At 74.6% G+C, this 25,465-nt stretch carries 26 protein-coding genes; 15 read left to right on the top strand and 11 right to left on the bottom strand.

Annotated features, from left to right (window positions below):
* Positions 1-11: 11 nt before the first annotated feature.
* Complete coding sequence (locus ACIPYS_RS29910; protein WP_093859616.1) at positions 12-260, bottom strand: hypothetical protein; 249 nt, start codon at positions 258-260, stop codon at positions 12-14.
* An 85-nt stretch (positions 261-345) separates the two neighbouring features.
* Here ACIPYS_RS29910 and ACIPYS_RS29905 point away from each other — a divergent pair, with 85 nt between their 5' ends.
* Positions 346-1,137: a DUF1990 family protein gene (locus ACIPYS_RS29905; RefSeq protein WP_400751862.1), complete on the top strand. Its 792-nt coding sequence runs from the start codon at positions 346-348 to the stop codon at positions 1,135-1,137.
* 116 nt (positions 1,138-1,253) lie between these two features.
* Here ACIPYS_RS29905 and ACIPYS_RS29900 read toward each other — a convergent pair whose 3' ends face one another.
* Both ACIPYS_RS29900 and ACIPYS_RS29895 read right to left on the bottom strand, forming a co-directional pair.
* Positions 1,254-1,721 (bottom strand): YjbQ family protein, encoded by a 468-nt coding sequence (locus tag ACIPYS_RS29900; protein ID WP_093859618.1) that lies wholly within the window; start codon positions 1,719-1,721, stop codon positions 1,254-1,256.
* A 312-nt stretch (positions 1,722-2,033) separates the two neighbouring features.
* Complete coding sequence (locus ACIPYS_RS29895) at positions 2,034-2,303, bottom strand: hypothetical protein (RefSeq protein ID WP_093859619.1); 270 nt, start codon at positions 2,301-2,303, stop codon at positions 2,034-2,036.
* A 731-nt stretch (positions 2,304-3,034) separates the two neighbouring features.
* On the opposite strand from ACIPYS_RS29895, the gene ACIPYS_RS29890 reads away from it, so the two are divergent.
* The gene (locus ACIPYS_RS29890) at positions 3,035-5,326 is read left to right on the top strand and encodes a CDP-glycerol glycerophosphotransferase family protein (protein WP_400751858.1); all 2,292 of its coding nucleotides are present in this window, start codon (positions 3,035-3,037) and stop codon (positions 5,324-5,326) included.
* A gap of 109 nt (positions 5,327-5,435) precedes the next feature.
* Here the strand turns inward: ACIPYS_RS29890 and ACIPYS_RS29885 are convergent, their stop codons facing one another.
* Positions 5,436-5,648 carry an EF-hand domain-containing protein gene (locus ACIPYS_RS29885; RefSeq protein WP_030391986.1) on the bottom strand — a complete coding sequence of 71 codons (213 nt, stop codon included), beginning with the start codon at positions 5,646-5,648 and terminating at the stop codon, positions 5,436-5,438.
* A 215-nt stretch (positions 5,649-5,863) separates the two neighbouring features.
* Between ACIPYS_RS29885 and ACIPYS_RS29880 the strand changes: the two genes are divergently transcribed.
* The gene (locus tag ACIPYS_RS29880; RefSeq protein ID WP_093859621.1) at positions 5,864-6,532 is read left to right on the top strand and encodes a 1-acyl-sn-glycerol-3-phosphate acyltransferase; all 669 of its coding nucleotides are present in this window, start codon (positions 5,864-5,866) and stop codon (positions 6,530-6,532) included.
* A gap of 143 nt (positions 6,533-6,675) precedes the next feature.
* Here the strand turns inward: ACIPYS_RS29880 and ACIPYS_RS29875 are convergent, their stop codons facing one another.
* Together ACIPYS_RS29875 and ACIPYS_RS29870 are read right to left on the bottom strand one after the other, a co-directional pair.
* On the bottom strand, positions 6,676-8,490 hold the full coding sequence (locus ACIPYS_RS29875; RefSeq protein WP_400751853.1) for an ABC transporter ATP-binding protein: 1,815 nt from the start codon (positions 8,488-8,490) through the stop codon (positions 6,676-6,678).
* A gap of 327 nt (positions 8,491-8,817) precedes the next feature.
* Complete coding sequence (locus ACIPYS_RS29870) at positions 8,818-9,591, bottom strand: SDR family oxidoreductase (protein WP_093859623.1); 774 nt, start codon at positions 9,589-9,591, stop codon at positions 8,818-8,820.
* A 175-nt stretch (positions 9,592-9,766) separates the two neighbouring features.
* On the opposite strand from ACIPYS_RS29870, the gene ACIPYS_RS29865 reads away from it, so the two are divergent.
* The 4 genes from ACIPYS_RS29865 (at position 9,767) to ACIPYS_RS29850 (ending at position 13,102) form a co-directional block, all read left to right on the top strand.
* On the top strand, positions 9,767-9,955 hold the full coding sequence (locus ACIPYS_RS29865; RefSeq protein WP_093859624.1) for a hypothetical protein: 189 nt from the start codon (positions 9,767-9,769) through the stop codon (positions 9,953-9,955).
* A 183-nt stretch (positions 9,956-10,138) separates the two neighbouring features.
* Positions 10,139-10,978, top strand: a complete 840-nt coding sequence (locus tag ACIPYS_RS29860; RefSeq protein ID WP_400751848.1) for a hypothetical protein — start codon at positions 10,139-10,141, stop codon at positions 10,976-10,978.
* A complete protein-coding gene (locus tag ACIPYS_RS29855) occupies positions 10,975-11,913 on the top strand; it encodes a DUF6895 family protein (protein WP_400751845.1) in 939 nt (312 codons plus the stop codon). The genes ACIPYS_RS29860 and ACIPYS_RS29855 overlap by 4 nt, the downstream gene beginning before the upstream one ends.
* Before the next feature lie 7 nt (positions 11,914-11,920).
* Positions 11,921-13,102 (top strand): serine hydrolase domain-containing protein, encoded by a 1,182-nt coding sequence (locus tag ACIPYS_RS29850; RefSeq protein WP_400751842.1) that lies wholly within the window; start codon positions 11,921-11,923, stop codon positions 13,100-13,102.
* A gap of 62 nt (positions 13,103-13,164) precedes the next feature.
* On the opposite strand, the gene ACIPYS_RS29845 is transcribed toward ACIPYS_RS29850, so the two are convergent.
* The 3 genes from ACIPYS_RS29845 to ACIPYS_RS29835 are packed head-to-tail and all read right to left on the bottom strand — an operon-like array spanning position 13,165 to position 16,888.
* Positions 13,165-14,085 carry an SDR family oxidoreductase gene (locus tag ACIPYS_RS29845; protein ID WP_400751839.1) on the bottom strand — a complete coding sequence of 307 codons (921 nt, stop codon included), beginning with the start codon at positions 14,083-14,085 and terminating at the stop codon, positions 13,165-13,167.
* Entirely contained in the window at positions 14,082-15,065 is a 984-nt protein-coding gene (locus tag ACIPYS_RS29840; protein ID WP_093859628.1) for an alpha/beta fold hydrolase, read from the bottom strand. The genes ACIPYS_RS29845 and ACIPYS_RS29840 overlap by 4 nt, the downstream gene beginning before the upstream one ends.
* On the bottom strand, positions 15,062-16,888 hold the full coding sequence (locus ACIPYS_RS29835) for a flavin-containing monooxygenase (RefSeq protein ID WP_400751836.1): 1,827 nt from the start codon (positions 16,886-16,888) through the stop codon (positions 15,062-15,064). Before ACIPYS_RS29835 ends, ACIPYS_RS29840 begins: the two co-directional genes overlap by 4 nt.
* Before the next feature lie 168 nt (positions 16,889-17,056).
* Here ACIPYS_RS29835 and ACIPYS_RS29830 point away from each other — a divergent pair, with 168 nt between their 5' ends.
* The 8 genes from ACIPYS_RS29830 to ACIPYS_RS29795 all read left to right on the top strand — a co-directional run bounded on the left by ACIPYS_RS29830 (position 17,057) and on the right by ACIPYS_RS29795 (position 23,922).
* Positions 17,057-17,845: a MerR family transcriptional regulator gene (locus tag ACIPYS_RS29830; protein ID WP_093859629.1), complete on the top strand. Its 789-nt coding sequence runs from the start codon at positions 17,057-17,059 to the stop codon at positions 17,843-17,845.
* Between the two features lie 80 nt (positions 17,846-17,925).
* A complete protein-coding gene (locus tag ACIPYS_RS29825; protein WP_400751832.1) occupies positions 17,926-19,011 on the top strand; it encodes an ABC transporter substrate-binding protein in 1,086 nt (361 codons plus the stop codon).
* 286 nt (positions 19,012-19,297) lie between these two features.
* Positions 19,298-19,678, top strand: coding sequence for a type VII secretion target (locus tag ACIPYS_RS29820; protein WP_400751829.1), 381 nt, complete (start codon positions 19,298-19,300; stop codon positions 19,676-19,678).
* Positions 19,675-21,234: a hypothetical protein gene (locus ACIPYS_RS29815; protein WP_400751826.1), complete on the top strand. Its 1,560-nt coding sequence runs from the start codon at positions 19,675-19,677 to the stop codon at positions 21,232-21,234. Before ACIPYS_RS29820 ends, ACIPYS_RS29815 begins: the two co-directional genes overlap by 4 nt.
* A complete protein-coding gene (locus ACIPYS_RS29810; RefSeq protein WP_093859633.1) occupies positions 21,231-21,620 on the top strand; it encodes a hypothetical protein in 390 nt (129 codons plus the stop codon). The genes ACIPYS_RS29815 and ACIPYS_RS29810 overlap by 4 nt, the downstream gene beginning before the upstream one ends.
* On the top strand, positions 21,617-22,120 hold the full coding sequence (locus ACIPYS_RS29805) for a hypothetical protein (protein WP_400751823.1): 504 nt from the start codon (positions 21,617-21,619) through the stop codon (positions 22,118-22,120). The genes ACIPYS_RS29810 and ACIPYS_RS29805 overlap by 4 nt, the downstream gene beginning before the upstream one ends.
* 160 nt (positions 22,121-22,280) lie before the next feature.
* Positions 22,281-22,880, top strand: coding sequence for a GNAT family N-acetyltransferase (locus ACIPYS_RS29800; protein WP_400751821.1), 600 nt, complete (start codon positions 22,281-22,283; stop codon positions 22,878-22,880).
* A 334-nt stretch (positions 22,881-23,214) separates the two neighbouring features.
* A complete protein-coding gene (locus tag ACIPYS_RS29795; protein ID WP_093859636.1) occupies positions 23,215-23,922 on the top strand; it encodes a VOC family protein in 708 nt (235 codons plus the stop codon).
* A 172-nt stretch (positions 23,923-24,094) separates the two neighbouring features.
* Here the strand turns inward: ACIPYS_RS29795 and ACIPYS_RS29790 are convergent, their stop codons facing one another.
* Positions 24,095-24,496, bottom strand: a complete 402-nt coding sequence (locus tag ACIPYS_RS29790; RefSeq protein WP_400751818.1) for a VOC family protein — start codon at positions 24,494-24,496, stop codon at positions 24,095-24,097.
* A 45-nt stretch (positions 24,497-24,541) separates the two neighbouring features.
* Positions 24,542-25,363, bottom strand: coding sequence for a (2Fe-2S)-binding protein (locus ACIPYS_RS29785; protein WP_400751815.1), 822 nt, complete (start codon positions 25,361-25,363; stop codon positions 24,542-24,544).
* Positions 25,364-25,465 lie beyond the last annotated feature (102 nt).

Raw genomic sequence — 25,465 nt, 5'->3', positions numbered from 1 at the left:
GGGCGGCCCGCTCAGCCGGAGCAGGCGATCCGCTGGGCCTGCTGCCAGGTGCAGACGGGGCACAGGGTGCTGCCCGGGTGGTCGGCGGGCAGCTCGGTCGGCTCGCCGCACAGGACGCAGTCCGCGCGCGGGCCGGTCGATCCGGGGTCGGGCAGCAGTGCCGCCTCCGCGCCGCTCGGGGCGAGCTCGCAGACCTGCCCCGCCGCCGGGGTGTCGTGACTGCCGGGGACGGCCGTGTCGCTGCTGGCTGTTTCGCTCATGTCGCCTCTCTACTCCCCGGACCGGGCAGGGCGCAAGGCGGTCCCGGGCGAGGCCGCTCCCGGAGCCGTCGCTACGGTGGGCCGTATGCCCGACTCTCCCGGTCACGAGGTGTCCAGCTCCGTTCCCTCCGTCCCGTCGCCGCTCCCGCCGGCCCCCTCCGCCCGGAGCGCGGCCGCCGGGTCCGTCGGGCCGGCCGGGTCCGCCCTGGCGCGCAGGCTGCGCGCTGCCCGGGCCACCGCGCCCAACTACCGCGAGGTGGGCGCCACCGCGGACGCCCGGCTGCCGGAGGGCTACACGCACCTTCGGCGGCGGGTCCATCTCGGGCACGGCCCCGAGGTCCTGGCCCGGGCCGGCCGCTTCGTCCTCGGCTGGGGCTGTCAGCTGGGCACCGGGTTCGCCGTGTTCCCGTACGCGCCCGCCGAGCCCGGGGCGACCGTCCTGCTGCGGCTCGGCCTGCCCGGCAGTCGCTGGCCCCGGCTGGTGATCCCCTGCCGGGTGGTGTGGACGGTGGACGAGCCGGACCGGATCGGCTTCGCCTACGGGACGCTGCCGGGGCACCCGGAGTGCGGCGAGGAAGCGTTCCTGGTGTCGATGGACGCGGCGGGCGAGGTGTGGTTCGAGGTCGTCGCCTTCGCCCGGCTCGCCGCCTGGTACGCGCGGCTCGGCCGCCCGGTCGCGGTGCTCTGCCAGTACCTGGCGATCGAGCGGTACCTCGCGTCCGTGCTCGCGGCTGCCGCGGACCCCGGCTCCGACCCCGACCCCGGCCCCGACCCCGGCCCCGACTCCGGCCCCGACTCCGGGTCCGGCTCCGGCTCCGGCTCCGGGGCGCCGCTGCGGGAGTCGCCGAGTGGTTCCGAAGTCGGTGAGCGGTCGTAGGCGATCAGCGAACGGGTGGCGGATCGGCCCCGGCGGGTCCGGGGTCGATCCGGGCCCGATCCGGGGGCCGGGCCCGATCCGGGGGCCGGGGTCGATCCGGGGGCCGGGCCTCGGGCTCAGCCCAGGAAGGAGAGCCGGAGCGTGCGGTGCGGATTGTCGCCGTTGGTGTCGACCAGCACCACCGACTGCCAGATGCCCAGCGCGAGCTGTCCGTCGACCACCGGCAGGGTGGCGTGCGGGGCCACCAGTGCGGGGACGACGTGGTCGCGGCCGTGGCCGGGGCTGCCGTGCCGGTGACGCCACCGGTCGTCGGCCGGCAGGAGGTCGCGCAGGGTGGCGAGGAAGTCCTCGTCGCTGCCGGAGCCGGTCTCCAGGACGGCGATCCCGGCCGTGGCGTGCGGGACGAAGACGTTGAGCAGGCCGTCCCGCCCGACGGCGTGTTCGTCGAGGAACCGGACACAGCGGTCGGTGATGTCGAGCGCGACCTCATGGATTCCGGTGGTGATGTCGAAGGTCTCGGTCCGGAAGGAACTGGAGGTGGGAGTGGAGTGGGACGAGGTTCGGGAGTGGGTGTGGTCCGCCATGGCGCCATCCTGACCCACGGCCGGGGGTGGACCCGCAAGCCTCGCCGACTCCCGGCGCCGGAGGGGCCGGCCGTCATAGGCTGAGAGGTTCAGACCAAAGATGACATCCGGTGACCGGTACGGACCGTTGACGATCGGGATCGCGGACGATCAGCCGGGCCGGTGCTGGATCCGCCCGTATCGGTACGGTCCCGGGAGCGGAAACGCCGAAGACCCGACGGTCGTCAGGATCCGTCGGGTCGTGCCGAAGGGCTGTGTGCGCAGGAGCCGGACCGGATACGACCGGACCAGGACGCGACCGGGCCGGTCGGCTCAGCCGCGGCTGCCGAAGAGCCCCCGCCGCAGCCGGCGCAGCGGCGCCAGCAGCTTGACCCGCGCGTGGCGGCGAGGCGGCGCGGTCGGGGCCCCGACGCCGCGCGGCGTCAGTTCCCTTATCAACCCGAGCGCCTCGGCGGTGTCCACCGCCGGGAGTGCGGGCGCGCCGAGCACAGCCAGGTGTCGCTCGATCCGGCGGCCGGTCGCGCCGACGCCGCACTGGATCGCGGGCACCCGAGGCCGGGTCCGCACTTGCATGTGTTCCATCAGTTTTCCCACCCCTACGAGGCGCCAGGGCCGTGAGGCGAAGACTATCCGTGACAGACGGCCTTCGCGCAACCGTCCTGGTGTTCTGCAACCGTACCGTGCTGCGTCAACTGACACTGCACCAGGGCCCACCCGGCCGATCACGACTGAGCATCAATGATGGTGCACGACCGGCGGGACGTCACCGGGTTCTCCGGGTCGCACACCCGGCGCCCGCCGTGACGATGTACGCCCGGCGCACGGGGTCACCGCCCTTCACTCGCCGTGGCCACCCGGCGGCCACCGCGCCGCCCTCCCGCGGTCACCCCCGGGACGGCCTGTGACCACCGGTGACGAGGTACGACTATCCGTTTAGGAAGTGAACACAGCCGGGGGATTGACGTCCGAGTCGGGTCCAAGCAATATCTCTATCGACCACGCGGGCGCGAACACCACTGCCCCCCGTGTTCGACTGATGAAGATTCCGGCTCCCCCCGTGCCTACTGCCAGGCCGCCTCGACGCTGCGGTGGCCAGGTTCGGGCGGTGCTCGGACCGGCGGCCGGCCGTAGAGGGTCGGCCGGGCCGCCACCAGGCTGCCGGTGCCACCCCGTCCGGGGTCCGGCACCGGCGGCTCCGGCCGCGCGGGTCACACCCGTCGGGGCCCCCGCACCGGCCCGCGCCCCGAGGCCCCGCAGCGGCCCCCGCACCCGTGCTCCGCCCGCCGCGGCCACGCTCGGTAGACTCGGCCAGCGTGCCAGTCCTCCTCAGCATCGTGCTCCCCGTCCACGGGGTGGAGCGCTTCCTGCCCCGCTGCCTCGACTCCCTCCTGGCGGACACCCCGTCCGCCGAGTCCCGCTTCGAGGTGATCGCGGTCGACGACCGCTCCCCCGACCGCAGCGGCGCGATCCTGGACGATCACGCGGCCCGTGATCCGCGCCTGCGCGTCCTGCACCTCGCCGAGAACCAGGGCCTCGGCGGCGCCCGCACCGCCGCCCTCCCCGAGGTGCGCGGCGCGTACGTCTGGTTCGTCGACAGCGACGACTGGGTGCCCGAGGGCACGGTGAGCGCCCTCCTCGACGAGCTCACCGGCGAGCTGGAACGGGAACGGCGCGGCGAGGCGCCCGCGGACGTCCTGCTGACCGACTTCGTCCACGTCTACCCCGACGGCGGGACCGAGCCCAACCCTTGGCGGCACGTGCTCACCGGGTCCCCGCTCGTCGAGGGGGCCACGCTGGCCGAGCACCCGGCCGTGTTCCGGACGGTGATGTCGGTCTGGAACAAGGTGTTCCGCCGGGACTTCCTGCTCGGGCTCGGCGTCTCCTTCGGCCGCGGCTTCTACGAGGACATCTCCGTCACCTATCCCGCGCTGCTCGCCGCCGAGCGGCTGCGCTACCTCGACCGCCCCTGCTACTTCTACCGGCGCGGCCGGGCCGGGGCGATCACCAGCACCGCCTCCGCCAAGCACGCCGACGCCTTCGCCCAGTACGACGCGATCTTCGCCTTCCTGGACCGGCCCCACGGTCACGACAGCGCCGACGCCCCCGACGACTCCGACCGCTCCGGCGCCTCTGACCGCTCCGGCGCCTCCGACGGCCACGACCGGCCCGGCCGGCCGGTCCCCGGGACGCTGCGGACCCTGGTCTTCGAGCGGACCGTGCAGCAGGCGCTCACCGTCTACGACACCCCGGGGCTGGTCCCGGTCGGGCTGCGGCCGGAGTTCTTCCGGCGGATCGCCGAGCACTTCACCCGGCACCGTCCGGCGGGCTACCGCTTCCCCGGGGGCGTGCGCGGCGTGCAGTACCGGCTCGCGGCCCGGGGCTCCCGGCGTGCGTACGCGGAACTGCGCCGTACCGGTCGACTGCCGCGCGAACTCAAGCGCGGGGCCCGGGCGGTGGCGCCGGCCCTGAAGAAGGGGGTGCGCAGCAGCGCCCGGTTCACCGCGTACAACACGTTCCGCCGGATGCCGTTGAACCCGAACCTGGCGGTCTACGCCGCGTACTGGCACCGGGGTTACGCGTGCAGCCCGGCCGCGATCTACGAGAAGGCGAAGGAGCTCGCACCGGGGATCCACGGGGTCTGGGTGGTGGAGAACCGCGCCCGGGCGGCGACGCTACCGGACGGTGTGCCGTACGTGATCGTCAACACCCCGGCGTACCTGAGGGCGATGGCCACCGCCAAGTACTTCGTGAACAATGTCAACTTCCCCCGGACCATGGCGAAGCGGCCCGGCACGGTGCACGTCCAGACCCAGCACGGCACGCCGCTGAAGGCGATGGGCATGGATCTCAGGGACCACCCGGTGGCCGCCGACGGGATGGACTTCGACCGGCTCCAGGAGGCGATCGACCGCTGGGACTTCCTGGTCTCCTCCAACCCGCACACCAGCGAGCACTTCGCCCGTGCCTTCCCGGGCCGCTACGAGATGCTGGACACCGGGTACCCGCGCAACGACCGGCTCGCCGACGCGACGCCGGCCGCGACGGCGGCGATGCGCGAACGGTTCGGGCTGGCGCCGGGGCGCACCGCGGTGCTGTACGCGCCCACCCACCGGGAGGCGCGCGGCGGCTACGTGCCGCTGCTGGACGTGCGGGAGCTGGCCCGGCGGCTGGGACCGGACTTCACGCTGCTGGTCCGCACCCACTACTTCCACACCGGCGGCCCGGGCGATCTGACGGCGGACGAGGAGGCGGCGGAGATCCTGGACGTGTCGGCGCACCCGACGGTGGAGGACCTCTACCTGGCGGCCGACGTCCTGGTCACGGACTACTCGTCGATGATGTTCGACTACGCCGTGCTGGACCGGCCGATCGTGGTCTTCGCGCCGGACTGGGAGGAGTACAAGCGCGACCGGGGCGTCTACTTCGACCTGTTCGAGCAGCCGCCGGGCGCGCTGACGACGGATCCCGAGGGGTTGGCGGCGGCGCTGCTGGCCGGTGACCCGGAGCCGGCGGCGCGGGCCGACTTCCGCAAGCGGTTCTGCCCCTGGGACGACGGCGGGGCGGCGGAGCGCGTGGTCCGCCGGGTGTTCCCGACCGCCAGCTGAGCGCACGGCGGCCCGACGGGCGGCGCCGACAGGACAGGCGCCGACAACGCGAGGACGGGGCCCCGGAGACGATCCGGGACCCCGTCCGGGCCGGTCGGCCCCGGCTTCGTCAGCCCTGGCGCGCGGCCAGGAACTCGTCGAAGGTCAGCTCGCCGTCGTGGTTGGTGTCCATCTGCTTGATGATGGCCTCGGCCACGGCGACCGAGGTGGTGAGGTCGCCGAGCTCGCGCGCGACGAGGGCGTACTCGGCGGCGGTGATCCGGCCGTTGCCGTTCCGGTCGAACTTGTCGAACGCGGCGCGAATGTCGTCGACGTCTGCCATGGGGGCCTCCTGGGACCGAATCAACTGCTGATGTGCATTTCCGACGGCGGTACCCTACCCGCCCGTGGTGAGCGCCACTGCGAGCGGGAGTGGACGGGCTCGGGGGTGGGTGTCGTAGTCTGCGGGTCTGATCCCGGCCCGGCCGGGGAAGCGAACGCCGCTCGTCGTACACCGGGCCCGGGCACCTCTCGGGCATGCGCGTCCAGGGAGGGACCATGCTCGATCTCGTCACCAGGCTGGTGCTGAAACCGCTCGCCCGGGGGATCTGGCGGCCCACCATCGAGGGGATCGAGAACGTGCCCCGCAAGGGCGGCGTCATCCTCGCCAGCAACCACCTCTCCTTCATCGACAGCGTGGTCATCCCGCTCACCGCGCCGCGCCGGGTCCACTTCCTGGCCAAGGCCGAGTACTTCACCGGCAGCGGCCTCAAGGGCGCGCTCTCCCGCGGCTTCTTCCAGGGCATCGGCGCGGTGCCGGTCGAGCGCGGCACCTACCGGTCGGCCCAGGCCTCGCTGGAGCGGGCGCTGGAGATCCTGGAGGACGGCAAGGCGTTCGGCATCTACCCCGAGGGCACCCGCTCGCTGGACGGCCGGCTCTACCGCGGCAAGACCGGCGTGGCCTGGCTGGCCCTGACCGCCGGCGTCCCGGTGGTGCCGGTGGCACTGGAGGGGCCGGAGGGAATCCTCCCGGTCGGCAAGCGGCTGCCGCGCCTGAAGAAGGTGACGGTCCGTTTCGGGGAGCCGCTGCACTTCGACGAGCTGCACGGCCAGGCGCGTTCGCTCAAGGCCCGCCGCCAGGTCACCGACGAGGTGATGGCGGCGATCCAGCAGCTCTCCGGCCAGGAGTTCGTGGGGGCGTACAACGAGGTCCCCAAGGCGGCCTGAGACCGGGGCCGCCGGGGCCCCGGCCCGCGCCGCTCGCCCGGCGCCGGACCCCCGCCCGGCCCGCGCCGCTCGCCCCGGCCCGCGCCCCGGCCCGCGCCGCTCGCACCGGCCCGCGCCCCGGCCCGCGCCCCGGGTGCGCCCCGTCAGCGAGCGACGGCCGCGACCGGAGCCTCCCGCCGGAGCAGCGCCGCGTACCGGCCGTCCGCCGCCAGCAGCTCCTCGTGGCTGCCCAGTTCGGCGACCTCGCCGCGTTCCAGGACCGCGATCTGGTCGGCCCCGCGCACGGTGGAGAGCCGGTGCGCGATGGTGATGGTGGTGCGGCCCTCCGCGAGGGTGTCGATGGCCTCCTGGACGGCGCGTTCGGTGCTGTTGTCCAGCGCGCTGGTGGCCTCGTCGAGGATCAGCACGGGCGGATTGCGCAGGATGGTGCGGGCGAGCGCGAGGCGCTGCTTCTCCCCGCCCGAGAAGCGGTAGCCGCGCTCGCCGACCAGGGTGTCGTAGCCGTCCGGCAGCGCGGCGACGGTGTCGTGGATCCGCGCCGCGGCGGCAGCGGCGACGAGTTCCTCGTCGGTGGCGTCCGGCTTGGCGAACCGCAGGTTGTCGGCGACCGAGGCGTGGAAGAGGTAGGTCTCCTGGGAGACCACGCCCACCGCGCGGGACAGGGTCTCGAAGGAGAGCTCGCGGACGTCGACGCCGTCGATGGTGACCCGGCCGCCGGTGACGTCGTACAGCCTGGGCACCAGGTAGCTGAGCGTGGTCTTGCCGGAGCCGGTCTCGCCGACCACCGCGAGCGAGCCGCCCGCCGGGATCCGCAGCGCGATCCCGCCGAGGGTGGGCCGCTCCTGCTCCGGGTCGTAGCGGAAGTCGACGCCCTCGAAGCGGACCTCGCCGCGGATCTCGCCGAGGGTGACGGGGTGCTCGGGCTCGTCGATCTCCACGGTCAGGTCGAGGTACTCGAAGATCCGCTGGAACAGCGCGAGCGAGGTCTGCACGGCGACACCGGTGGCCAGCAGGCTGATGGTCGGGCGGAACAGGCCCTGCTGGAGCGAGACGAAGGCGACCAGGGTGCCGACCGAGACGATCGGCGCACCGCCCGCGGCGGTCATGCCGGCGGCCCAGTAGATCACCGCCGGCATCGCCGCCATCACGATCTGGATGGTGTTCATCCGCCAGCGGCCGGCCATCGAGGCGCGGACCTCCAGGTCGGCCAGCCGGTCGGACTGGCCGGTGAACTCACGGGCGAGCGAGTCGGTGCGGCCCATGGTGCGGCCGAGCAGGATGCCGCTGACCGACAGCGACTCCTGGACCGCCGAGCTCATCGCGGCGAGCTGCTTCTGCCGCTCGCCGGTGATCTTCTTGCGCTCGTTGCCGACCCGGCGGCTGATCCAGACGAACACCGGCAGCAGCACCAGCGAGACGACGGTGAGCCGCCAGTCCAGCGCCACCATGGCGACCACCGAGGCGACCACGGCGGTGAAGTTGGAGACCAGCGAGGTGGCGGTGGAGGTCACCGTGGACTGCATGCCGCCGATGTCGTTGGCGATCCGGGACTGCACCTCGCCGGTGCGGGTGCGGGTGAAGAAGGCCAGCGACATCCGCTGGAGGTGGCCGTAGACGGCGGTGCGCAGGTCGTGCATGACCCGCTGGCCGACGGTGGTGGAGATCAGCGTCTGGAGCACGCCGAAGACGCTGTTGACGACGGCGGTGGCGACCATGCCGAGCACCAGCACGGTCAGCAGGCCGGTGCGGCCCTGCGGGATCGCGGTGTCCAGCACGGCGCGGAGCAGGAACGGCGTGGTCACCGAGACCACGGCGGAGGCGGCCACCAGCAGGCCGACGAGGGCGAGGCGGCCCCGGTAGGGGCGGAACAGCGCGAGTATGCGCCGCCACTGGGTCGGCGGGCGCGGGTCGTTCTCGGTGCGGGCGGGCGGGGTCCACTGGATGCCTTCTGGGCGCACGGTGGGGCAGCCTCCCTCTGACGGGCGCGGGGGCGCGGCGCCCGGGGGCGCACGCCGGCGGCGGGTGGGCGGTCGGGCGATCGCCAGCATAACGAGAGAGGCTCATAGTTAGCAAAGCTAATAGTGAGATGGCCTCCGCTATACCGGTCGGAACCCCGCCTGCCCGCCCGTCCGTCCGCCCGTCCGTCCGCCCGTCCGCCCGTCCGCCCGTCCGCCACCGAGCGGGAACCCGTCATATGGACGAACGACCGCCGGCCGGACACGCAACCGTCCGCCGGACACGAACCGGCCACACGGACCCGCGCCCGCAGGCCGGACACGGAACCGTCAGGTGGTCCGGTACGTCCGGGCCGCCTTGGAGGAGACCCCGCCGAGCTTGCCGGACGGCAGCACCCGCGCGATCGCCACCGCCGCCTTGTAGCGCTTGCTCGGCACCGACACCGAACGCCCCCGGGCCAGGTCGCGCATGGCCTCCTCGACCACGCGCTCGGCCGACAGCCAGCCCCAGGACGGGATGTTCCCGGTGCCCATGCCGGCCCGCTCGTGGAACTCGGTGTGCGTGAAGCCCGGGCACAGCGCCATCAGCCGCACCCCGGTCCCGCCGAGGTCCCGCATCACCCCCTGGGTGAAGCTCACCACCCAGGCCTTGCTCGCACCGTAGGTGCCGCGCGGCAGGAAGGCCGCCACCGAGGCGACGTTGACGACCGCGCCCCGCCCGCGCTCGCGCATCCCCGGCAGGGCGGCCGTGGTCAGCCGCAGCACCGCCTCTACGTGCACCTTCAGCATGTCCAGCTCGTCCTGCAGCGGCACGGTGGCGAAGGCGCCGCGGTTGCCGAAGCCGGCGTTGTTCACCAGCAGGTCCACCGGGCGGGCGTCGTCGGACAGCCGGGCCTCGACGTCGGCGATGCCCCGGTCCGTGGCGAGGTCGGCGGTGAGCACCTCCACCTCCACACCGAACTTCCCGCGCAGGTCCGCGGCGGAACCCTCCAGCCGCGCGGTGTCCCGGGCCACCAGGACGAGTCCGTAGCCGCTCCGGGCGAGGCGCCGGGCGAAGGCGGCTCCGATGCCGGCGGTCGCGCCGGTGATCAAGGCAGTGGTCATGCAGCGACCGTACCTACTCCCGAGTACCGGCGACAGCGCCGTGCGGCAGCGCGATGCCTCTTCGTGACCACCGTCACGGACAGTGCCGGGGTGGCGCCGGACGGTTCGTGCTCGTATCGTCGTTCGAGGGGGCGCCGCCGGGCCTGGCGGCGGAACTTCGATGAGGAGGCACCCGATGCTTGCTCAGACCACCCGAACCACGCTCGCCACCCAGGGCGAGATCGACGCGCTCGGCATGTTGATCACGGAGGACGAGGCGACCGTCAGCGACGCGCCCACGTACCGTCCGGAAGCCGCCTCGCTGCTGCTGCTGGCAGGCGCGCTGCTGCTGTCGCCGAAGCCCCCGAAGGAGAAGACGCGGTAGTCGGCCCCGACACGGCCCGGCGACGCGCGGAGTCCCGCCGCGCCACAGCCCTCCGGTCCCGCCTCGGCCACAGGCCGGGCGGCCGGGGCGGCAGGCCGCCGGCCGGGACCCCGGTACGGCCGCCGCGCGAACACGCCGCGGCCCCGTGACACCGCGAAGCCCCCCAAGGAGAAGCACGCAACCATGCCGACCGCCGATCTCGCGCTCCGCGACGAATACGCCGCAGCGGTGGAGCGGCTGGCGGGCCGCACCCTCGACGCCCTCCGGGGCGCCGGGGGTGCGGTCGCGCCCGCCTTCCCCGGTACCGGCCCCGTGCCGCGTCCGGTCCTCGCCGCCGCCCGGGTGCTCGGGCCGGACGTCCTCGCACCGCAGGTCCTGGGTGCGACCGGGCCCGACGAGCAGGCCGTACTGCTGCTCGCGGAGGCCCACCGGACCTTCCCCCCGTCCGCCTTCCCCGCACCCGCGCCCGCACCCTCCACCGACCGCCCCGCCGACGCGGACGAGGAGCGGGCCGCCGGCGCCGCCCTGGTCACCGCCTGGCGGGACTGGGGCACCGCCGTTCTGCTGGCCCGCGCGCTCGGGCCCGCCGCCGACGCCCTGCTCCCCGGGGCCCCGCTCCCCGGGGCCCCGCTCCCCGGGGCCGCGGGCGAGGACAGCGCCCGGGGCGCACCGCAGCCCGGCCACGCCCCGCACCCGGAGCCGTACGCCTGGCAGGCCTGGTCGGTGCGGATGGCCCAGCTCTCCGCGCTCGCCCTGCCCGGCCTCGACGGGCCCGTCCACGACGCCGCCCGCGAACACGCCCTCGCCCTGTCCCGCGGCGCCGTCCGCTCCCTCCTGCGCTGCGACCACCGCGTCGCCGCACGGCTGACCCGCTGGCTCGCCTGGCTCGCCGCCGACGGGCGGGAACTGCCGCTGGAGGTCGAACCCGTGCTGGAGCGGATCCGCGCCGTCGGCGACGGCAGCGCCCGCACCGCGCTCGAACTCGCCGTCGCGGAGCGCCTGCTGACCGGAGGAGCGTCATGACCGACCACCGGATCCTCGCCACCGCACAGCAGTTGGGCTCCCGGGCGATGTCCTGGCTGCACAACTGCCACGAACGCGGCTTCGGCAGACTGCCCGAGGACGTCACCATCGACCTGGCCGACCCGAACAACGCCTACAAGCCCCTCGCCGAGTCCGCGCTCGCCGCCTCGCTCGTCCTGCGCGACGGCGTCACCGGACCGGAGGACGCCCGGATCGCCCGGGAACTCCTGGACTTCGGCTGGTCCCAGCTGCGCGAGGGGAACCTCCTGTACGAGCGGCTGCTTCGCTACCCGGTGATGACCGACCCGCTGGAGACCTACGTCCACTTCGCCCGGTCCGGCTACCGGCACCCGGCGCTGGAGGAACTGCTGGAATCGCTCACCAAGGTGCGCGGGATCCAGGCCATCGAGATGATGCCCAACCGGAGGCTGGCCCTCGCCAACGCGCGCCGGGTGATCGGGCTGCGCAACCAGCCCGACGACTGGCCCGCCCTCACCGCCCGGACCTGGCTCGGCGCCACCCCCGAGCCCTGGGCGATCGACTGGCTGACCGGCTACCACATCACCCACGCCGTCTTCCATCTCACCGACTGGGGCGCGCGGCCGGAGAGCATGCCCGAACCGATGCGCGACTACGTCCGCAACTGGCTGCCGGTCTGGGTCGACACCTGGCTCGAGGTCGGCCAGTGGGACCTCGTCGGCGAGCTGCTCGTGGCGGACTCCTGCATCGGGGAGCCGGTCACCGGCGCCCAGGGCTGGGAGGCGCTCGCCGCGATCCAGCGCGAGGACGGGCTGATCCCCCGGGAGAGCGCGGAACCGGTCTCGGACGACCCCGAACAGGCGTTCCGGGACCACGAGCACACGGCCGTGGTCGCGGTGGTCGCGGGCACCGTGACGCTCTCCCGCGCGCTCGGCGGCGCGGCGGTCCCGGCTTGAGGGCGCGATGAGCGGGACGGTCACGGGGACGGACGCGGCGGACCCAGGCATCCCGGGAGCCGCAGAGGCCGAGGGCGTCGCGGAAGCCGAAGGAGTCGCGGAAGCCGAGGGAGCCGGGGAGGCCGGGGGTCCCGGACCCGGTTCGCCCGGGGCGGAGCAGTTCGCCGGACTCGTGCGCGCCGCCGGGCCGCACGCCACCGCCGTGACCCTGGCGGTGGCCCGCGGCGAGCGCTCCGCCGTCCACTGCCACGGTCGGACCGCCCGGGACGGCGGGCCGTGCACACCCGACACGGGCTACGAACTCGGCTCCGTCACCAAGACCTTCACCGCCCTGCTGCTGGCCGAGCTGGCGGCACGCGGCGAGGTGGCCCTCGACGACCCGGTGCGGCGGCACCTCCCGGCCGGACGCCGGCCGCCCGACGTCCGGCGCGGCGGACCGATCCGGCTGATCCACCTGGCCACCCACACCGCCGGTCTGCCGGTTCAGCCGCCGGGCCTGCTGGCCGCCGCCGTCCCGGCCTGGAACAGCAACCCCTACGCCGCCTACGACGAGCAGCGGCTGTGGGCGGCACTGGCCCGAACCACCGTGCGCCGCCCGCCCGGTGAGGTGTACTGGTACTCCAACTACGGCGTGGGACTGCTCGGGCGGCTGCTCGCCGAGGCGGGCGGCGGCCCCGACTACGCCGGGCTGCTCGACGAGCGGATCGGCCGCCCGCTCGGGCTGGGGACCCTCAGCTGCTCCCCCGACGCGCCGGGGTACGCGACCGGCCACCGCCTCGGGCGGCCGCTGCCGCCCTGGCGCATCCCCGCCCTCCCGGGCGCGGGCGCGGTCCGGGCCGGGGGCGCGGACCTGCTGCGCTTCCTCCGGGCCCATCTGGAGCCCGACGGCGGGCCGTTGGGCGACGCCCTGCGGGAGGTGCGGCGACCCCGGCTGCGGCTGCCGCGCACCGGCGACGAGGTCTGCCTGGTCTGGAACCACCGCCGCGCGCCGGACGACCGCGACCTGTTCTTCCATTCCGGCGCGACCCGCGGCTTCACCTCGTTCGTCGGCTTCTGCCCGCAGACCGCCACCGCGGTCGCCGCCCTCACCAACACCGGCCCCACCCTGCGGTCCTCGTTCAACCAGACCGCCTACGACACCTTCAAGCGGCTCGCCCGGCCGGACGGGGAGGCGGCGGACGACGGCTGACGGCCGGTGGCTCCGCGGACCCACCGGCCGTCAGCCGGACGCCTTGCACCGGACGCCGACCGTCAGTCCCGGCCGGAACGGTCGGAGTGGCCGGAACGGTCGGAACGGGCCGCGCTGTCGGCCGCGCCGCCGGCGCCGACCGGGCGCAGGCGGGAGGCGGCGGTGGCGGCGAGCTGGGGCGCGAGCCTGGCCACGTCGCGCGAACCGACCGCGGCGATCAGCGACGGCAGGGCCCAGCGGACCGGCTGCATCCCGCGCAGCCACGCCTGGGCGTAGACGTGCGCGGAGCGCCGGGCGATCCCGGCGGCCAGGCGGTCCACCGCCGGCTCCAGCGGATAGGTCTTGTTGGCCGGCCAGGGCAGCCGGGACCGCATCTGCTTGAGCACCGTGTCCTCGTCGGCCCCGCGCACCATGTCGGTGTCGGTCCAGCTCAGGTAGCCGACACCCACCTTCACGCCCTGGTGGGCCACCTCGGCCCGGATCGCGTGGGCGAACGCCTCGACGCCGGACTTGCTCGCGCAGTAGGCGCTCATCAGCGGCGCCGGAGTCAGCGCGGCCAGCGAGGCGATCTGCAGGAGGTAACCGCGACTCTCGGCGAGCAGGGGCAGGAAGGCCCGGGCGGTGGCCACGCTCCCGAGCAGGTTGACCTCGATCACCCGGCTGAACGCCCGGTGGTCGCTGTCCAGCAGCGGACCGCCGAGGGCGATGCCGGCGTTGGCGACGACGGTGTCGATCCGGCCGTAGTGCGCCTCGATCCGCCCGGCGAGAGCGGTGAGTGCCTCGACGTCGGTGACGTCGGCCTCCCAGGCGGTGGCGTCCGGGCCGCACTGTGCGGCGACGGCCTTCAGCTCCTCCGGCTCCAGGCCGACCAGCGCGACCTTGGCGCCGCGCCGGGCGAGGTTGCGGGCCAGGGCGGCGCCGACGCCGCGCGCGGCTCCGGTGACGACGGCGACCTGGGCGGAGAGCGGTGGGGTGGCGGTCATGCGACGGCGGTCCTCTCGGGGTCGGCGGTGGCGGCGGCGGGCTGGTCGGTACCGGCGGCGACGGGCCGGGCCGGGAGGTGGGCGCTCGCCATCCGGTCGATCTCGGCGGCGACCTCGGCCGGCCGCTCGAGCGGCGCCATGTGGCCGACCCCGGGCAGCAGGAGCAGCCCCTGCGGGTCGGTGAGCGCCGCCACCATGCGGTGCGCGTGCACCGGCGGGGTGAGCCGGTCCTCGGCGCCGACCACGACGGCCGTCGGCGCGGCGAGGCGGGCCAGCCCCGGGCGGACGTCCAGCCGGTCCAGCACCCGCGCCCAGTTGGCGCGCACGCCGGTCGGGCAGGCGTGCGCCATCCGGACGGCCACCTCGGTGCGCCCGGCGGGCGCCTGCGCGCCCATGATCGCGTACTTGAGCCCGGCCCGGCTGACCGGTCCGACCGGCCCGAGCGGCAGTCGGGACCGCAGCACCTGCCGGTGCAGGAAGCGGCGCAGCCCCGGCGGGCGGACGGCGTCCGGGACGATCCGCACCTCGGAGAGGAGGTCGGACGGCCCGGTGGAGATCAGGACGGCGGCCGCCGTCCGCGCGGCGACCTCGGGGCGGGCGGCACCCGCCATGACGGTCATGCCGCCCATGCTGTGCCCGGCCAGTACCGCCCGCTCGCCCTCCGGGACCACCCGGGTGAGCACCGCCGACAGGTCCTCGGCCAGTGCGCGGGTGGAGTAGCGGGCCCGGCTCGACGGGATCTCGCTCCGGCCGTGGCCCCGCTGGTCGTAGACCACCACCCGGTAGCGGTCGGCGAGCCGGTGGATCACCGGCGCCCAGAAGTGGGTCGTGCAGGTCCAGCCGTGCGCGAGGAGGACGGTGGGCGCCCCCGGCTGTCCGTGGACCTCGACGTGCAGCCGGGTGCCGTCGGCCGACCGGACGGCCAACTCCTCCGCGGGTACCGGCTGGAGACAGTCGGCGGGGATCGGACGGCGGCTCATGCCATGACCTCCTCGGTCCCGGTGGCGGCCGCGGACGGCCCCGGTTGTGCGGACGATACGGACTTCACGGACGGCCCGGACGACGCGGACGGCACGGACGGCACGGACGGCGCGGATGATGCGGACGACCCGGACTGAGCGGACTTCGCGGACGGCCCGGACGGCGCGGCCCGGTCGTCGCTGCGGAGGATCAGCTCGTACTCGGTCAGGTCCACCCTGCGGGTGGCACGGCGGAACGAGGTGGTCGAACCGGGCCAGAGCACGGTGTTCTTGCCGCTCTTGTCCAGGTACCAGCTGCGGCAGCCGCCGGTGCTCCAGACCGTGCGGTCCATCCGGTGCTGGAGTTCGAGGTTCCAGCGCCGCTGCGCCCGGGCGGTGGGCTGCATCGCGGTCGCGCCGATCTCGTCTAGCCGGGTCAGCGCGTCGATCAGGTAGTTGAGCTGGGACTCGATCATCAGGATCATCGAGCTGTTGCCGAGCCCGGTGTTGGGGCCGATGACGAAGAAGAAGTTCGGGAAGCCGTGCACGGTGGACCCGCGCAGGGCCTCCATGCCCTCCTTCCACTTCTCGGCGAAGCTCGTGCCGTCGGCCCCGAACACCCGGGAGCCCATCGGCATGTCGGTGACGTGGAAGCCGGTGCCGAAGACGATCGCGTCCACCTCGTGCTCGCTGCCGTCGGCGGCGACCAGGGTCGAGCCGCGCACCTCGCGCAGTCCGGCGGGGACCACCTCGGTGTTGGCGGCGGCGAGCGCCGGGTAGTAGGTGTTGCTGAGCAGGATCCGCTTGCAGCCGATCCGGTAGTCCGGGGTGAGCCTGGCCCGCAGGGCCGGGTCGGCGACGCCGTCGGCGAGGTGGCGTTCGGCGAGCCGCTGGACCAGCTTGAGCAGGCCGGGCCGCCGGACGAACGCGTCCACCTGGAGCTCGCGCAGGGCGAACAGGGTGCCCCGGCGGGCCTTCGCGGTGATCGGGAAGCGGGTGTGCAGCCGCTTCTCCAGCTCGGTGATCGCCCGGTCCCGGCGCGGCAGGACCCAGGCCGGGGTCCGCTGGAAGACCGTCAGCTTCCCCACCTGCGGCTGGATCGCCGGGACGATCTGGGCGGCGGAGGCCCCGGTGCCGACCATCGCCACACGCTTGCCCTCGAGGGCGAAGTCGTGGTCCCAGCGGGAGGAGTGGAACACCTTGCCGGGGAAGGAGTCCAGGCCCGGAAGGTCGGGGATCTGCGGGTCCGCGAGCGGTCCGGCGGCGGCCACGACGGCGTCGGCGGTCCAGCGGCCGGCCGTCGTGGTGATCTGCCAGCGGGTCCGCTCGACGTCCCAGCGGGCCTCGGTGACTTCGGTGTTGAAGCGCAGGTGGGGGCGGAGGCCGAAGACGTCGGCGACCTTCTCCAGGTACGCGCGGATGTCCGGCTGGCCGGAGAAGCTGCGCGGCCAGTCCGGGTTGGGGGCGAAGGAGAAGGAGTAGAGGTGCGAGGGGACGTCGCAGGCGCAGCCGGGGTAGCTGTTGTCGCGCCAGGTGCCGCCGACCGAGTCGGCGCGCTCCAGGACGACGAAGTCGGTGATGCCGGCGCGGCGCAGCCGGACGCCCGCGCCGAGGCCGCCGAAGCCGGAGCCGATGACGGCGACCCGGACGTGCGGAACCGCCTCCGGTTCGACGGCTCCCGGCTCGGCGGCGTCGGAGGCGACCGCCTCCGACGCGACGACGTCCGGCTCGACCGCCTCCGGCGCGACGGCGTCCGGCTCGACGGCCCCGGGTGCGGTGCGCGACCGGTCCTGGGCGGGCGCCTCGGAGGCTCGGGGGCGGGGGCGCTTGGTGCTGGATGCCATGCGGCGTCCTCCTGGGGGTGGGGGACCGTGGGGCGCACGTCGCCGCTGCTCGGCGCGGCGCGGATCACGCCAACCGTGCCAGCAATCACTGGCACGGTTGGCAGGGTAGCCCTTGTTGACACTTGATGGAAGAAGCCCGACCGCTCCGATCGGGGCGGCGCCGGTCCTATGCTGAGCGCCGTGGACAAGGTCGAAGCTGCCCCCGAGGACAGACAACGCGAGTTCCGGGTGGAGGAGCTGGCCGAAGCGGCCGGGATCACCACCCGTACGCTGCGCTTCTACCGCGAGCGGAAGCTGCTCCAGCCGCCCCGCAAGGAGGGACGCATCGCCTGGTACGGCGAGTCCCACCTGTCCCGGCTGCGGATGATCGCCGAGCTGCTGGACCGCGGCCACACCCTCGGCGGCATCGCCGAACTGATCGGCGCCGGCGAGAGCGGGCGGGACGTCGCCGATCTCATCGGCCTGGAGGCGGCCCTCGTCGCGCCCTGGTCCGACGAGACCGCGGTCCATCTCGACTGGGACGAGCTGAAGGCGGCCTTCGGCGACCAGCTCACCGAGGAGAACACCGCCGAGTCCATCGACCAGGGCTTCATCACCGTCGAGGACGACGGGATCACCCACATCAGCCGCCGCCTGATGGACGCCACCACGGCGCTGGTGGCGGAGGGGGTACCGCTGTCGGTGGTGCTGGCCGCGAGCCGGCGGACCCAGGAGCACGTGACGGCGATAGCCGAGATCTTCACCGCCCTGGTGCGCGAGCACGTGCTCGGCGCGCTGTCCGCCGACACCCCCCTGCCGCCCGGCGAGGCCGCCCGGCTGACGGAGCAGATCCTCCGGATCCGCCCGCTCGCCCGTACGGTCACCGACGCCCAGTTCGCCCTGGCCATGGACCGCCGGGTGCACGCCGAGTACGACGAACTGCTGCGGCAGCGCCTGGAGCACCGGGAGAGCGACTGACGGTCGCGCAGGCGTAACGATCCGTGCCACCGGGCAGGGATCAGCCGCCTCGCCGCCTGCCGCCCGAACGGAGTCGCCCGATGCCCGACGCCCCCGTCCACCGCCGTTCGCTTCCCGCCCCCACCCGCTCCGGCCCCGCCGGCCCCGCCCCCGCCCGCCTCGCCCCGACCCGTCGCGGACTGTTCGTGCTGGCCGCCGGGCTGGCGGCCGGCGCGGCGCTCACCGCCTGCGGGTCCGACGGCCCGGCGGCGGCCGACGGGCCGGGCACGGCGGGAGGCACCGACACCGACACCGACACCGACACCGTCGGCACGACCGGCACCCCCCGCACGGTGCGGCACGCCCGCGGCGAGAGCACCGTGCCACCGCGGGCCCGCCGGGTCGTCGTCCTGGACACCGACGCGCTCGACTCCGCCGTCACCCTGGGCCTCACCCCGGTGGGCGCCACCACCGTCGCCGCCGGCGCGCCGCTCCCCGCCTACCTGCCCGCCGAACGCCTCACCGGCGTCAAGGCCGTGGGCGTCATCGGCTCGCCCCAGCTGGAGGTGATCGCCGGTCTCCGCCCCGACCTGATCCTCGGCAACCAGGTCCGCGACGACAAGCGCTACGACGAGCTGTCCAGGATCGCGCCGACCGTGCTGAGCAGGACCACCGGACCGGCCTGGAAGGAGAACGTCCGGCTGCACGCCGAGGCGCTCGGGCGCCAGGCGGAGGCGGCGGCCGCCGAACAGGCGTACCGGGCGAAGGCCGCCGAACTGGTCGCCGCACTCGGCGGGCCGGAGAAGGCCGCGGCGCTCAAGGTCGGGATGGTCCGGTTCCTCGCCGGCGCGCCCACCCGCCTGTACCTCAACGACACCTTCATCGGCTCGATCCTGCTCGACGTGGGCCTCGGCCGCCCCGCCAACCAGGACAAGCCCGGCTTCTCCCTGGACATCAGCCCCGAGCAGGTCGACCAGGCCGCGGCCGACGTCATCTTCTACTCGGTCTACGGCGACCCGGCGAAGTCCGACCAGGCCAGGATCGTCGGCGGCACGCTGTGGAACGGCCTCGACGCCGTGCGCGGCGGCCGGGTCCACCAGGTCGACGACAACCTCTGGATGCTCGGCATCGGTTACACCGGGGCGGGCCTGATCCTCGATCGGATGCGGCACGACCTCGTCGGCTGACCCCTGCCCACCCGGTCCACGCGGACGCCGAACCCCAAGAGCGCCCTCTGCCCACCCGGTCCACGCGGACGCCGAACCCCAAGAGCGCCCCAAGGACGGGCGGCCCGAAGCGGAGCCCGCGCGCTCCCCGCGTGAAGAAATCGCGGGTCCCGGGCGGCGGGCCGGGCGTGCGGGGCCCCCGGCCCGCGGCAGGCGTTAGGCTCTCCGCTCGGCTGCCGCGCGGACCACTGCGGCGCCGACCGACCCGGGCCGGCGGACGGCCCGCAGCACGGGGGGAACGACGAACATGAGCGACGGAACAGTGCCCGGCCCCGCCGGCGGCACCGTCAACGGCTCCGGGACCGGCGGATCGGCCGGCCGGGACGGCTACCACGTCAATGTGGGCGGCCTGAACGGCGTCGCCGAGCAACTGGGCCGCACGGCCACCGACATCGCCGAGGCCAGGACGGCCTACGCGGGCTCGGTCTGCTACGCGTCCACCGCCTTCGGCGAGTTCGGCGTGGACCGCGCCTGGTCCGCCTTCGACACCGCCTGGTCGAAGGAGATCGGCGTGACCCAGCGCGCGCTGGAGGAGCTGTCCGAGAAGATGGCCACCACCACGGCGAACTACCGCGACACCGAGCACGCCGTCGCCTCCGGCCTGGTGCCCGCCGGCGGCGGCCGGTGAGCAAGGTCAAGGATCTGGAGCACGCGCGGCACAGCATCGAGCAGTTCACGTTCGTGCTGGCCAACCTGCACCTGCTGCAGGGCATCGAGGAGGCGCTCGCCGTCCCGGAGCCGGTCGGCGACCCGGCGGCGGTCCGCACCCGCGCGCAGGACTACGCGAAGGCGGCGGCCTCCTTCGCCAAGGCCACCACCGATCTGTCCGGGGTGGCGGCCAACCAGCTGCCCTCGGTGTGGACGGGCTCGGTCGCCGAGCACGCGACCCAGGCGGTGCACGCCATGTCGGCCGAGACCACGACCTCCAAGGACACCCTGGCCGAGGCCGCCAAGGTGCTCGACGCCTGGGCCAACGACCTGCAGTGGGCGAAGTCCACCGACGCCCAGGGCCGCCAGCAGCTGCACGACGCCGGCGAACGCGCCCGGCACGACCCGGCCGGCTTCGACCAGGGCGCCCGGGAGACGGCGCTGGCCGGCGTCGACGCCCGGCTCGCGGCCGCACGGCGGGCCGAGAGCTGCGGCACCGGCACCGCCGGAAAGCTCGGCCAGCTCGCCGCCCGGGCCCGCGCCGCGCGGGCCGGCGACGGTTCGATCGACCCGCTGGCGGCGGTGGTGCTGGCCACCGAGAAGAACCCCGGCGCGGGCGAGGACGGCGACTACATCCTCACCCCCAACCAGCTGGACCGGGCGAACCAGGTGCTCGGCGTGATGACCGGCGCCGACCAGGCGGCGTTCCGCGCGCTGCTCTCCGGCGCCAGGTCCCCCGAGGAGTCCGCCTACCTGTGGAAGGCGCTGGCGGCCGGGCACCCGGTCGCGGACATCCAGCGGTTCGACGCGCAGATCCACCCGCACGGCGACGATCCGGCCTGGCTGGCCCAGCACCTGGTACCCGCCACGTCCACCGACGACACCCGGCGCGAGTCCTCCGACAACCTCGACGTCACCTACCAGGGGCAGCCGGTCAGCATCGACGGCTACGGCGTCTACTCGCAGCGCAACGTCAGCGACTGCGTGGCCGCCTCCACCGTCATCGCACAGGCCAAGCTGGACCCGCTGCTGATGTTCCGGCTCACCACCGGGGGCACGCCCGACACCCCCGGGGCCGACTCGCCGGAGAACTTCGGTCGGCGCCTCCAGGAGGCCTACCTCGGCGAGTACCGGGACGGCCAGCGGGCCGACGGCAACAAGAAGGTCTACCCGCAGGTCGACGCCGGGCTCGGCGCCACCGCCCAGACCTACCTCGCCGACAAGGACCTCGGCCGGGCGACCGGCGCCGACTACGAGCACGTCGAGCTGAAGAGCGACGAGGACCGGCGCGCCGCGGTGGCCCGGATCGAGAAGTCCGTCGACGAGGGCCTGCCGGTGCCGATCACCGTCCGCAACGAGGACTCCGGCCACCAGATGATGATCATCGGCCGGGACGGCGACAAGCTCCAGATCTACAACCCGTGGGGCTTCACCTCCTGGGTGACGGAGGAGCAGTTCATCAACAGCCGGCTCGGCGGACTCACCCCCGGCGACCACCCGCTCGACAAGTCGACCGCCCTGGAGCTGCCGAAATGACCACCGTCCGGTCCGATGCCGAGCTGGCGGACCTCGACGTGCCCGCCGCCGTCACCCGCGGTCTGCTGCTGGCCGGCGGTCCGCGCCAGGCCCTGTTCACCGAGGCGGCCATCGCCGCCGCGCACCGCGCCGAAGCGGCGGGCATCGGCCCGTACCCCCTGGGCTTCCTGGCCCGGCACGTGCGGGCCGGCGGCTTCGGGGCCGCGCTCGCGCTGCCCGAGCCGGTGATCGGCGAGCCCGGCACCGCGCTCGTCCGCGGCTGGCTGCGGGCCGCGGCGGCGACCGGGGCCGACGTGGGGCGCGAGCACCTGTTCGCGCGCTGGCTGGCCGAGGTCGCCGCGCTGATCGAACTGCGCCGGGACGCGCGGGCGGGAGGGACGGCGTGAGGAGGCGCACGGCCCGCACCGCCACCACCACCGCCCTGGCGGCCCTCGTGGTCGGCGCGGGACTGGCGGGGGTGACCGGCTGCTCGTCGAGCGGCTCCGGCGAGGCGGCCCCGGCCGCCCTGCTGGCCCTGCCCCCCGACCTCGACGCGGAGGCGGTGGGCGGCGGAAAGCAGCCCGCGTTCGAGCCGAGCGAGGTCCACCTCGCCGTCGGCCGGACGGTCGGCGTGGACGTGCGGGTCGCGCCGCTGCCGCACGGCTGGCGGCTCGTCGACGGGGGCGACACCGCGCTGCTGCGCCGGGACGCGGACAGCAAGCAGAGCACCTGCGCGCCGAACACCGCCGGCTGCGGCCACACCGTCCGCCAGAGCTGGACCGCCACCGCCACCGGGACCACCACGCTCACTTGGCGGTACGTCGACCTCGCGAGCTGCAAGGAGGCGCAGAACCCGGCCTCCTGCCGGGCGCTGGCCGGCAAGGAGGTCCGGGTCACCGTGGGCTGACGGGCCCCGGCGCCCCCGGGTCGCGGAGCCCCGGGACGGCGGTGCCCGGCCGCACGGAACGCGGGTGCCGGGAACGCGGGTGCCGGGAACGCGGGTGCCGGGAACGCGGGTGCCGGGAACGCGGGTGCCGGGAACGCGACGCGGGGCCTACCATCCGATCATGATCGAAGGTACGGCGGTACGGCTGCGCGCCCTGCGCGCGGAGGACGCGGAACACCAGCCCCGCTGGCGCAACGACCCCGAGGTGGTGCGGCTGGCGGCGGCCGGCGACCCGCGTTTCGGCCCGACCACCGCCGAGGCGCTGGCGGACCGCTTCGGCCGGATCCTGCGCCTCGACCCGCGCGAGAGCGGCGTCCTCACCGTGGAGGAGAAGACCGGCGGCCGCCCGATCGGCATGGTCGACTACCGGGGCGTCGACCCGTACGAAGGCGTCGCCGAGGTAGGGATCTTCATCGGCGAACGGGAGTTCTGGGACCACGGCTACGGTTCCGAGGCCCTCGGTCTGCTGGTGGACCACCTGTTCGGGATGTTCCCGCTGAACCGGCTGGAACTGGACACCTGGAGCGGCAACACCCGGGCAGCCCGGGCGTTCGCCCGGCTCGGCTTCCAGGAGGAGGGGCGCCGCAGGGACGCCGTGCTGCTCGCCGGGGTCCGCTACGACCGCCTGCTGTTCGGCCTGCTCCGCCGGGAGTGGGAGGCGCGCCGCCGTTCCGCACCGGACGCCCCCGAAGCCACCGGCGCGACCGCCGTCGTCGGGTAGCCGCGGGGTCGCGTCCGCTCCCGGGCGCCGCCGACGGGCACCCTGGACGGGCCGGACCTCGCTGCGGCTCGCCGTGCCGGTGGGCAACACACCCGCCGAGGCGTTGTACCGGCGCAACGGGTTCGCCGACGCGGACGGGGTCCGGGACGAAGGTGCCACCGGGGCGCGGGTGATGGTCGAACAACTTGCCACCGCCGCCCGTCGAGCGTCGTCCCGCCGCACGCCCGGCCCGGCCGCCGGTGACCGCACCCGGTGCGCGAACCCGGCCGCCCCCGGGGCGACATCTGAGCGGAAGCGTCCGTTTCGCGGTCAACCAGGGGTAAAGTCAGCGAGCATGGCCGAATCGACGGTACCGATCCTTCCCTGCCAGACCCTCGCACCGGTGCTCGACTTCTACACCGCACTGGGCTTCGAAGTGACTGACCATCAGCTGAGTCCCGACCCCTACGCGGTCGTCCAACGCGGTGGAATCCAGCTGCACTTCTTCGGCATGCAGCAGTACGACCCGGACGCCAGCCACAGCACCTGCCTGGTCCGCACCGACGACGTGGACGCGCTGCACGCGGCGTTCCAGGAGGGCCTGCGGTCCGCCTACGGGCGGGTGCCGAGCCAGGGCCTGCCCCGGCTGGGGGCGATCGCCGACACGCTCTCCGGCGTACGGGAGTTCCTGATGACCGACCCCGGCGGCAACTGCCTGCGGATCGGCCAGCCGATCCGGGCCGGGCAGCACCACCGCCCGTCCCCCGAGGAGCCGTTCGCGAAGGCGCTGCACCACGCCGCACTGTTCGCCGACGCCCAGGAGGACCCGGCCGCGGCCGCCCGGGTGCTGGACCGGGCACTGGAATCACCGGACGGGCCGCCCGCCCCGGTGCTGCTGTTCCGCATCCTGGCGCTGCGCGCCGACCTGGCGCACCGCCTGGCGGACGGCGCCAGCGCCGAAGCCTTCACCCGGCGGGCGGGCTCGACCGCCGAGGGGCTCACCGCGGAGGAGCGGGAGTCCGTCCGGGACGAGCTCAAGCACCTCGCGGATCTTCCGGCCTGACGCGAACGACCCCGCACGAAGGACGACAACCGACCTACCAGCGACGACGGATGACGGACCGTGAGAAGTCCGCCATCCGTCCACCGGCCCCCGCGCCGCCGCACTGCGCACTGCCGCACCGCCACAGGGGCCGCAGGGCCGCACCGCCGATCGGGGCGGGCGCCCGGAACGCTCAGGACACCCAGAGCCGGGTGCACAGCACCAGCCGGTAGCCGTCCGGATCGGCGACCGTGACACCGTGTTCGTCCCAGTAGGGATTGTGCGAGGGCACCCGCGTACCACCGGCGGCCTCCAGGCGCCGGACCAGCGCCTCGTCCACCGGCACCCCGAGATAGACGACGAAGAGGTCGTCGACGGTGGGCGCGGGTTCGATCGGCCGCTCGGGGTCGTGGGTCAGCTCGAAGTGCCAACCGCCGCCCGGCGGACCGACCATGAGGAGGTCGTGCTCACCCGGGACGTGTTCGGCGGTGCGCCACAGGACGGCCAGGCCGAGGCCGTCGACGTAGAAGCGCTCGGCCGCCGCGAGGTCCCGGGACGGCCTCGCGACGCGGACGTGGATGGTGGAGTCGATCACGACGAGCGAGCCTACCGAGGTGGCCCCGGGTCCGTCGGCGGTCCCTCAGAGCCGCAGCAGGCGCTCCTCGTCCCCCGTGCGGGGACAGGTGACGCAGGCCCGGCCGGGCTCGATCGCGTAGTAGAGGCAGCAGCCGAGGCGGGTCCGGGTGTGGTGGGTGCGGCCGTCCTCCCCGCACAGGACGCGGAAGTCCGCGGCGCCGAGGAGCGGGTCGGTGCGACCGGGGAGCACGGCCGCCGCGGCGGCGACGGCGGCGTCCTCCTCGGCCGGGACCGCCGACCCGGCCGACTCGTCGAGCCGCTTGCCCAGGTACCAGATCGCCGAGGCGAGGTCGTCGGTGACCATGCCCCACAGCGCCCGGGTGCCGCGCCGGGTGGGAGCGGCGAACGCGGCCAACAGCGGTTCGACGTGGGTGACGACGGCGGCGCGCAGCTCGGCCCGGAGCTCGTCCTCGCCCGGGAGGGTGACGTGGGCGTCCGGGCGCAGCGCGAAATCACCCGTGGGAGCGTGGAACCACAGGTTCGCGCCGTCGATCGACGGGACGCGACCCGCCAGCCGCCAGGGTCCGGCGATCAGCACGCAGACCGACCAGAGGTAGTGGTGCAGCAGCCGGGAGGCGGCGACGTGCGGGCGCGGCGCGGTGCCGTGCCCGGCGGCGACCGGGGCGATCCGCGCGGCCTCGCCGGCCAGCGCCGCGGCCAGCGCGTCCGGATCGGTCGCGAGTTCCACGGCGGAGTACCAGCCGAGCGCACGCGCCGGGGCGGGCTCGTCGGCCGCGAGCAGCCGCACCCGGAGGACCGGGCAGAGGTCGAGCAGCAGCCGGTAGTCGGTGTCCAGCGGATTCGCGGGACGTGGTGCGACGGGCACGGCGGCAGGCAGGGGCGGACCCGAGAAGATCACCGGCACTCCCGAGATCGTGTTAGGTGAGCCTCACCTTATAGGCACTCACCGGCCGGTTCGCGCCACCCC

The sequence above is a fragment of the Kitasatospora sp. NPDC089913 genome (assembly GCF_044748625.1).
Classification (GTDB): Bacteria; Actinomycetota; Actinomycetes; order Streptomycetales; family Streptomycetaceae; genus Kitasatospora.
This window is presented reverse-complemented; position numbering and strand designations above follow the sequence as displayed.